This is a genomic window from bacterium (assembly GCA_035370465.1).
In the GTDB taxonomy this organism is placed as follows: domain Bacteria; phylum Ratteibacteria; class UBA8468; order B48-G9; family JAFGKM01; genus JAGGVW01.
In genome coordinates, this window is sequence record DAOOVW010000020.1 from 22392 (window position 1) to 29328 (window position 6937).

General features: G+C 29.5%; 7 protein-coding genes. All 7 read right to left on the reverse strand.

The annotated features are described in order from the left end of the window. Positions 1-15 precede the first annotated feature (15 nt). The gene (locus tag PLW95_04180; GenBank protein HOV21861.1) at positions 16-621 is read right to left on the reverse strand and encodes an MBL fold metallo-hydrolase; all 606 of its coding nucleotides are present in this window, start codon (positions 619-621) and stop codon (positions 16-18) included. After that, on the reverse strand, positions 621-1625 hold the full coding sequence (hypE, locus tag PLW95_04185; protein ID HOV21862.1) for a hydrogenase expression/formation protein HypE: 1005 nt from the start codon (positions 1623-1625) through the stop codon (positions 621-623). The genes PLW95_04180 and hypE overlap by 1 nt, the downstream gene beginning before the upstream one ends. A gap of 395 nt (positions 1626-2020) precedes the next feature. Further along, on the reverse strand, positions 2021-3130 hold the full coding sequence (gene hypD, locus PLW95_04190; GenBank protein HOV21863.1) for a hydrogenase formation protein HypD: 1110 nt from the start codon (positions 3128-3130) through the stop codon (positions 2021-2023). Further along, positions 3127-3342 carry a HypC/HybG/HupF family hydrogenase formation chaperone gene (locus PLW95_04195; protein HOV21864.1) on the reverse strand — a complete coding sequence of 72 codons (216 nt, stop codon included), beginning with the start codon at positions 3340-3342 and terminating at the stop codon, positions 3127-3129. Before PLW95_04195 ends, hypD begins: the two co-directional genes overlap by 4 nt. Next, the gene (hypF, locus tag PLW95_04200; GenBank protein ID HOV21865.1) at positions 3333-5663 is read right to left on the reverse strand and encodes a carbamoyltransferase HypF; all 2331 of its coding nucleotides are present in this window, start codon (positions 5661-5663) and stop codon (positions 3333-3335) included. The genes PLW95_04195 and hypF overlap by 10 nt, the downstream gene beginning before the upstream one ends. Continuing rightward, complete coding sequence (locus PLW95_04205) at positions 5644-6087, reverse strand: NAD(P)H-dependent oxidoreductase (protein ID HOV21866.1); 444 nt, start codon at positions 6085-6087, stop codon at positions 5644-5646. Before PLW95_04205 ends, hypF begins: the two co-directional genes overlap by 20 nt. 20 nt (positions 6088-6107) lie before the next feature. After that, on the reverse strand, positions 6108-6937 hold an 830-nt coding region (locus PLW95_04210; GenBank protein ID HOV21867.1), incomplete at its 5' end, for an amidohydrolase family protein.

A 6937-nucleotide genomic window follows, 5' to 3' on the forward strand; every position in this document is an offset into this window, starting at 1 on the left:
TGAAATAAAAAGAAGTTAGAAAAGAGAAGTTAAAAAAGATATCTCTTTACTGAAAGTGGATATTTCACCATGACCAGGATATATTATTGTTTTTTCTGGTAGTTTAAGCAATTTCTTAATTGAATTTAAAAGTTCTTCCTCATCTCCTCCAACAAAGTCAGTTCTTCCAATTCCACCAGCGAAAATTGTATCCCCTGTAAAAGCAAAATTTTCTCCTAAAAGAGATATACTTCCCGGTGTATGACCTGGTGTATGTAAAACATTTAAAGAAATATTGCCAATTTTTATTATATCTCCTTCCTGCAATATTTTTGTCTGGCAATTACATATAAATGGTATCCCAAAAAGTATTGAAAGATTTTTTTCAGGGTTTTTAAGATATTCTTCATCTAATTTATGAATATAAACAGGTAAAGAAAATTTTTCATTTTCTCCAATATGGTCAAAATGTCCATGTGTATTTATTATTATTTCTACTTTTATTTTCTCTTTTTCTATCTGATATTTTATTTTTTCACTTTCTGCCCCAGGGTCTATAATAGCACCTTTTCCTGTTTCTTCACACCAGATTATATAGCAATTTGTAAAAAATTCTCCAACAACAATTTTTTTTATCTTCATTAGCATATCCTTGGAAATTGAGCACCTGCCTGGAACTCAACAACTCTTTCAACTCCAATTTCTGTCTCTATTAAAACTTTTCTTTTTATTTTGTCTGTTACTTCTCCTATAATTTCTGCTTTTTTTCCCAATTGTTGTTTTCTCATTGTTTCAACCACCTTTTCTCCATATTTTCTATCAACTATAATAATTATTTTACCTTCATTTGCTATGTAAAGAGGGTCAAAACCGAGAATTTCACATAAGGAATTAACTTCTTCACTTATGGGAATTTTTTTCTTATAAATTTTTATTCCAATATCTGATTTTATAACTATTTCATTTAAGGTTGCCGCAACACCACCTCTTGTTGGGTCTCTCATAAATTTTATTTTTTCTCCAAATGGAAATATCTCTTTCACAATAGGATATAAAGAAGAACAATCACTTTTAATTGAACTTTCAAATTCAATACCTTCTCTCTTTGTTATAATAGAAAGCCCATGTAATCCAATATCTCCATTTATTATTACCAGGTCTCCAAGTTTTATTCTTTCAATTCCTAATTTCATCCTTTTATCTTTTATTCCAATTCCACCTGTATTTATAAAGATTTTATCAACTTTCCCTTTTTCAACTACTTTTGTATCACCAGTGGTTATTTTTACATTTTCTTTTTTACTTTCATTTGCCATTGAAATAACTATTTTTTCAAGTGTTTCAAAATCAAACCCTTCTTCTATTATAAATGATGAAGAAAGAAAAAGAGGGGTTGCCCCACTTACTGATAGGTCATTTATTGTTCCACAGATTGAAAGTTTTCCAATATCTCCACCAGGGAAAAAAATAGGACTTACAGTATAACTATCTGTTGTAAAACAAATATCTTCTTTCCCAATTTTTAATAAAGAAGCATCTTGGAGTTTTTCAAGATATTCATTTTTAAAATGTTTTACAAAAATATTTTCTATAAGATTATAAGTTAATTTTCCGCCATCTCCATAAGATAAAGTTATTTTTTGCATTTTCCCCTAAATGTTTGTTAATTTCCGTTTATATTTTTAGGTACTAATTTTAAAAATTCCCCTTCAAATCCCCCCTTACCCCCCTTTGAAAAAGTGGGGAATAACGAACCAACTTACTCCCTCCTTTAAAAAAGGAGGGATGGGCTCGCCCGTAGGGTCCTCACTTTTGGCTACGGATTTTAAACTATGCCCGAGGGGGTGGATTTAGAAAAATCTCCCCTTGCCCCTCTTTTATAAAGAGGGGAATATTAAATCCCCCCTCATCCCCACCTTCTCCCCAGCGGGGAGAAGGATGAAATCCCCCTTTTTCAAAGGGGGAGGTATTTTGGAAATAAAACACCAACTCTGCCCTGCTACCCTTTCTTTAATGTGGAGGACCGTCCTCCACAGAATAACTATGTTGATTGAAGAGGAATCTCATATTTATAATAAGCAGAACATGTCCCTTCTGATGATACCATGCATGGTCCTACTGGATTTTCTGGATTACAAAATTTGGCAAATAATTTACAATCAAATGGCTTTTTTGTTCCTTTAAGTATTTCTCCGCATATACAGGAACTTTCTTTTTTTATTTCAGGTATTTTTACTTCAAATTTTTTTTCAGCATCAAATTCATCAAAGTCATTTTTTATTTTAAGTCCACTTTTTTCTATATTCCCAAGTCCTCTCCACTCTGAATCAATTTCTTCAAAAACATCTTCCATATTTTTTCTGGCAATTCTATTTCCATCCTCTTTTACTGCTCTTTTATACTGAATTATAACTTCACCTTTTTGTTTTGACATAATTTTTTCAATTAAAATATAAATACTCTCAACTATATCTAACGGTTCAAATCCAGTAATAACACATGGAATATTATAATTCTTTGATATAAAATTGTATGGCTTCTTACCTATTATTGTGCTGACATGCCCCGGACATATAAAACCATCAATTTTAACTTCATCATCTTTTAAGAGTAATTCCATTGCAGGTGGAATAAGTTTATGTCCTGAAAAAACATAAAAATTTTTTATTTTTTTTCTTTTTGCTATTTTAATAGTAGAAGATACAATTGGGGATGTTGTTTCAAACCCAATTCCAAGAAATATTATATTTTTATCAGTCCTTTTTTCAGCAATTTCAAGAGCATCAAAAGGAGAATATACAACTTTTATTTCTCTACCTTTGCTTTTTTCTTTTTCAAGAGAAGAATAAGAGCCAGGAACTCTCATCATATCTCCAAAAGTAGTAATAATTGTGTTTTCAATTTTAGAAAATTCTATTGCTTTATCTATATATGAATTTGGACTAACACATACAGGGCACCCCGGTCCAGAAAGTAAATTTATGTTTTCTGGTAAAACACCTCTTATCCCAAATTTCCCTATTACCATCGTATGAGTTCCACATACCTCCATTAAATTTATATTTTTATCATATTTTTCTGTCTTTTTTTCTATCAGTTTCAATATTTTTTTTATTATTTCCGGGTTTCTATACTCCTGTATATATTTCATTTGCCCATCTCACTTAATAATTTCAATGTTTTCCCTGCTTGTTTTTTATCAAGTTTTGTTATTGCAAAACCAGCATGAACAATTAAATAATTACCCTTTTTAACACTTTTAACAAGAGAAATATTTACCTTTTTCTTAACTGTACCAAGAGAAACAATGGCAAAATTATCTTTCATTACTTTTTCAACTTTCATTGGAACTGCTAAACACATTGTTTTTCTCCTTTCAATAAAAAATTACCTATAACTGCCTGCCCAAGACAAATTCCACCATCATTTGTTGGAACTTTTCTATGAATAAATAATTCAAACCCATCTTTTTTTAAATCATTATATGTTTTTTCAAGTAAAAAATTGTTTTGAAAGACACCACCTGATAAAGCAACTTTATTTATTTTTCTTTCTTGCCTTATGATATTTACAACTTTCCTTATTATATCAGAAATTGTTATATGAAACCTATATGAAATAAAACCAACTGTTTTTTTATCAATCAGGTCATGAACAATTTCCTCAATCATTTTTTCAACATTGATAATATAAACATTATTTTCTTTCTTGATTTGATAATTATATGGTTCACTTTTTGTTTTTTCAATTTTCATTTCAAGTTCAATTGCTGCCTGACCTTGATAATTTATTGTATTTCTTATTGAACATATTGAAGAAACAGCATCAAAAAGTCGTCCCATACTTGAAGTTAAAGGGCAATTTATCCTTTTTTCAATCATTTTTTCAATTATTTTCCATTTTTTTATATCAATATTCTTTACAAAATCAATATCAAGAGAAAGGAATTTATTACCAAATGTTTTGTATAAATAAATACAACCCAAACGCCATATTTCCTTTATTGCCTTTTCTCCACCAGGTAAAGGAATATAATCAAGATGAGAGACCCTTTCAAATTCAGTATAATCACATATTAGAAATTCCCCCCCCCAGATGTTTTTGTCTGTTCCAAATCCAGTTCCATCAAAAGCAATTCCTATTATTTTTTCATTTTTAAGCTTATTTTCAGCCATAACAGATGCAATATGAGCATGATGATGCTGGACGCCAATTCCAATTATATCTTTGTTTTCTTCAATCATACTTACTGCAATTTTAGATGAGAAATATTGAGGATGAATATCATAACATATAACTTCTGGTTTTATTTCAAGAGTTTTTTCAAGAAGTTTTATTGACCTTTTATATGAGTCAATTGAAGATACATTTCCAATGTCTCCAATATGCTGACTGGGATAAACTTTGTTTTCTTTTGTTAAAGCAAAAGTATTACTCATATCAGAACCAGCAGAAAATATATTTTTTTTAAATTTATACGGGAATTCAATCATTTCAGGAACATAGCCTCTTGAACGCCTTATGAAATATGAACTTCCTTTGAATACCTTCAATAAAGAATCATCACAATTTATATAAATTTCCCTATTGTGAGTAAGAAAAAAGTCAAAAATTCCTTTTAGTTTCTCAAATGCCTGTTTATCATCATAAACAATTGGTTCTTCTGACAAATTTCCACTTGTCATAACAAGAACTTTTAAATTTTTATTTAAAAAGAAAAGAATATGATGGATGGGTGTATATGGTAGCATAAAGCCCAAATAATTATTTGAAGGGGCAACTATTGAAGGAATTTTATTATTTTTTTTCTTCAAAAGGACTATTGGACTTTGCCATGAATTAAGATATCCTTTTTCTTCTTTACTGATATAGCAAAATTCTTCAATTGTTTTTATATCCCTTGCCATAATGGCAAATGGTTTATCAATTCTATTTTTCCTCTCCCTCAATGTTTCAACAACTTCTTCATTTAAAGCATTACATGCAAGATGATAACCACCAATTCCTTTAATAGCAACAATTTTTCCTTTTTCAATAAACCAAGAGGTATTTTCTATACTTTTTATCCCCTCTTCTACTATTTCTCCTTTTTTATTTTTTAAAAACATACCAGGTCCACAATCAAAACAACAATTTGGTTGGGTATGAAATCTTCTACTTTCAGGGTTATTATATTCTTGTTGACATTTTTCACACATAATAAATTCAGACATTGTTGTATTTTTTCTATCATAAGGAATATTTTTTATTATTGTAAATCTTGGACCACAATTAGTGCAGTTAATAAATGGGAAAAGATACCTTCTATTACTCGGGTCAAAAAGTTCTTTTAAACAATCAGGACAAGTAGCAATATCAGGTGAAATTTCTACTTTTAGGGATTTTTGTTTTTTACTCTCAATTATTCTGAAGTTTTTTTCATTTTCAATACTTAAAGGAATAACTTTTATCTTTTTTATTTTAGCCCTTGGTGGAGGATAATTTTTGATTTTCTTGAGAAAATTTTTTATATTTTTTTGAGGTCCTTCAATTTCTATATAAACACCTTCGGATGTATTACGGACAAAACCAGAAAGGTTTTCTTCCTTTGCATACCTGTAAATAGTGGGTCTGAAACCAACACCCTGAACTATTCCGGATATTTTCAAACAAACTCTTTCATTTTTATTTTTTAATAATTTCACAGAATTTTCTTCCTGCATCAAAAAGTTTCTCTTCCATATTTTTATCTGGCTTACCCTTTATAACAATTGAATCCATAACTTTTTTAAAGTTAAATGTCTGAGCAATGTTTTCAATACTTTCGATACCTTTACCTCCTCCACCATGTGTAAGAAATGCAAAATATGGTTTTCCTTCAACCTTGCCTCTTGATGGATAAAATGTTCTATCAAAAAAATCTTTAAGTACTCCTCCCATGTAACCAAAATAATCTCCTGAACCAAAAATTATCCCATCGGCTGAAAGTAAATCATCAATATCTGCCTGAAATCCTTTTTTTATAACAACTTCAACATCTTCATTGCTTTTTATCCCTTTTTTTATTGCAAAAGCAGCAGCTTCGGTATTACCTCCTAATGAACAATAAACAATAAGAATTTTTTTCATTTTGCATCCTTTTTGATATTTCATAGGTTAATAATTTTTTTTATATTTTTTTCAGTTATCTTTTCATAAACACTTTGAGTAATTTTTTTATCTTCACGAGATTTTTTAATGTATTGAATAATTGGAACATCCTGGTTTACATGGCAGATATCAGTTCCAAAAAAAAGTTTATTTTGAAATTTTTCAAGGAATTTATATCCAAAATTTACATCTCTTGTTATTGCATTATAACCACTACCAGCAGATAAATCAGCAAAAGAATTACTATAATTAGAAAGAAGTTTTATTACTGCTCCTTCATTTTTTATTTCTCCTTTTGGATAACTACTAAATTCTTCTTTCTTAATATCTGACGAGATTTCTGCCCAGAAATGTGGACCATGACCAATAAATAATGTCTCTGGGAATTTCTTTATCATTTGTTCAAATTTAGGCAATCCAACCTCATCAAGACATGTTGTTCCAGAAAGGTCAAAAATAATTGGCATTTTCAATTCACCACAAACTTCATATATCTTTTGCATACGAACATCATCAACATAAAGCCCACACAACACTTCACCAAATCCTATACATCCTCTTTCTTTATATTCTTTTATTACATTTGGAACTTCTCTCCTTCTGGGGTCAACATTACAAAAGGGAATAAATCTATCAGGATATTTTTTACATATTTCAAGTACATATTCTGTTGTTACATAATAAGAAGTATCCTCTGGATTTTCAATAGGAAGAAGTACTGCTTTTTCAATATTATTTTTATCCATAAAATCTAATAAATACTCTGGTTCAAGTGGTGGTTCAAAATATAATCTGCCAATATGCATATGAATATCTATCATTTTTTCTC

Bases quoted from the DNA above. Each gene is read 5' to 3' on its own strand.
- hypE (HOV21862.1), bottom strand. From the start codon at position 1,625: ATGCAAAAAATAACTTTATCTTATGGAGATGGCGGAAAATTAACTTAT.
- hypD (HOV21863.1), bottom strand. From the start codon at position 3,130: ATGAAATATATACAGGAGTATAGAAACCCGGAAATAATAAAAAAAATA.
- PLW95_04195 (HOV21864.1), bottom strand. From the start codon at position 3,342: ATGTGTTTAGCAGTTCCAATGAAAGTTGAAAAAGTAATGAAAGATAAT.
- PLW95_04205 (HOV21866.1), bottom strand. From the start codon at position 6,087: ATGAAAAAAATTCTTATTGTTTATTGTTCATTAGGAGGTAATACCGAA.
- PLW95_04180 (HOV21861.1), bottom strand. From the start codon at position 621: ATGAAGATAAAAAAAATTGTTGTTGGAGAATTTTTTACAAATTGCTAT.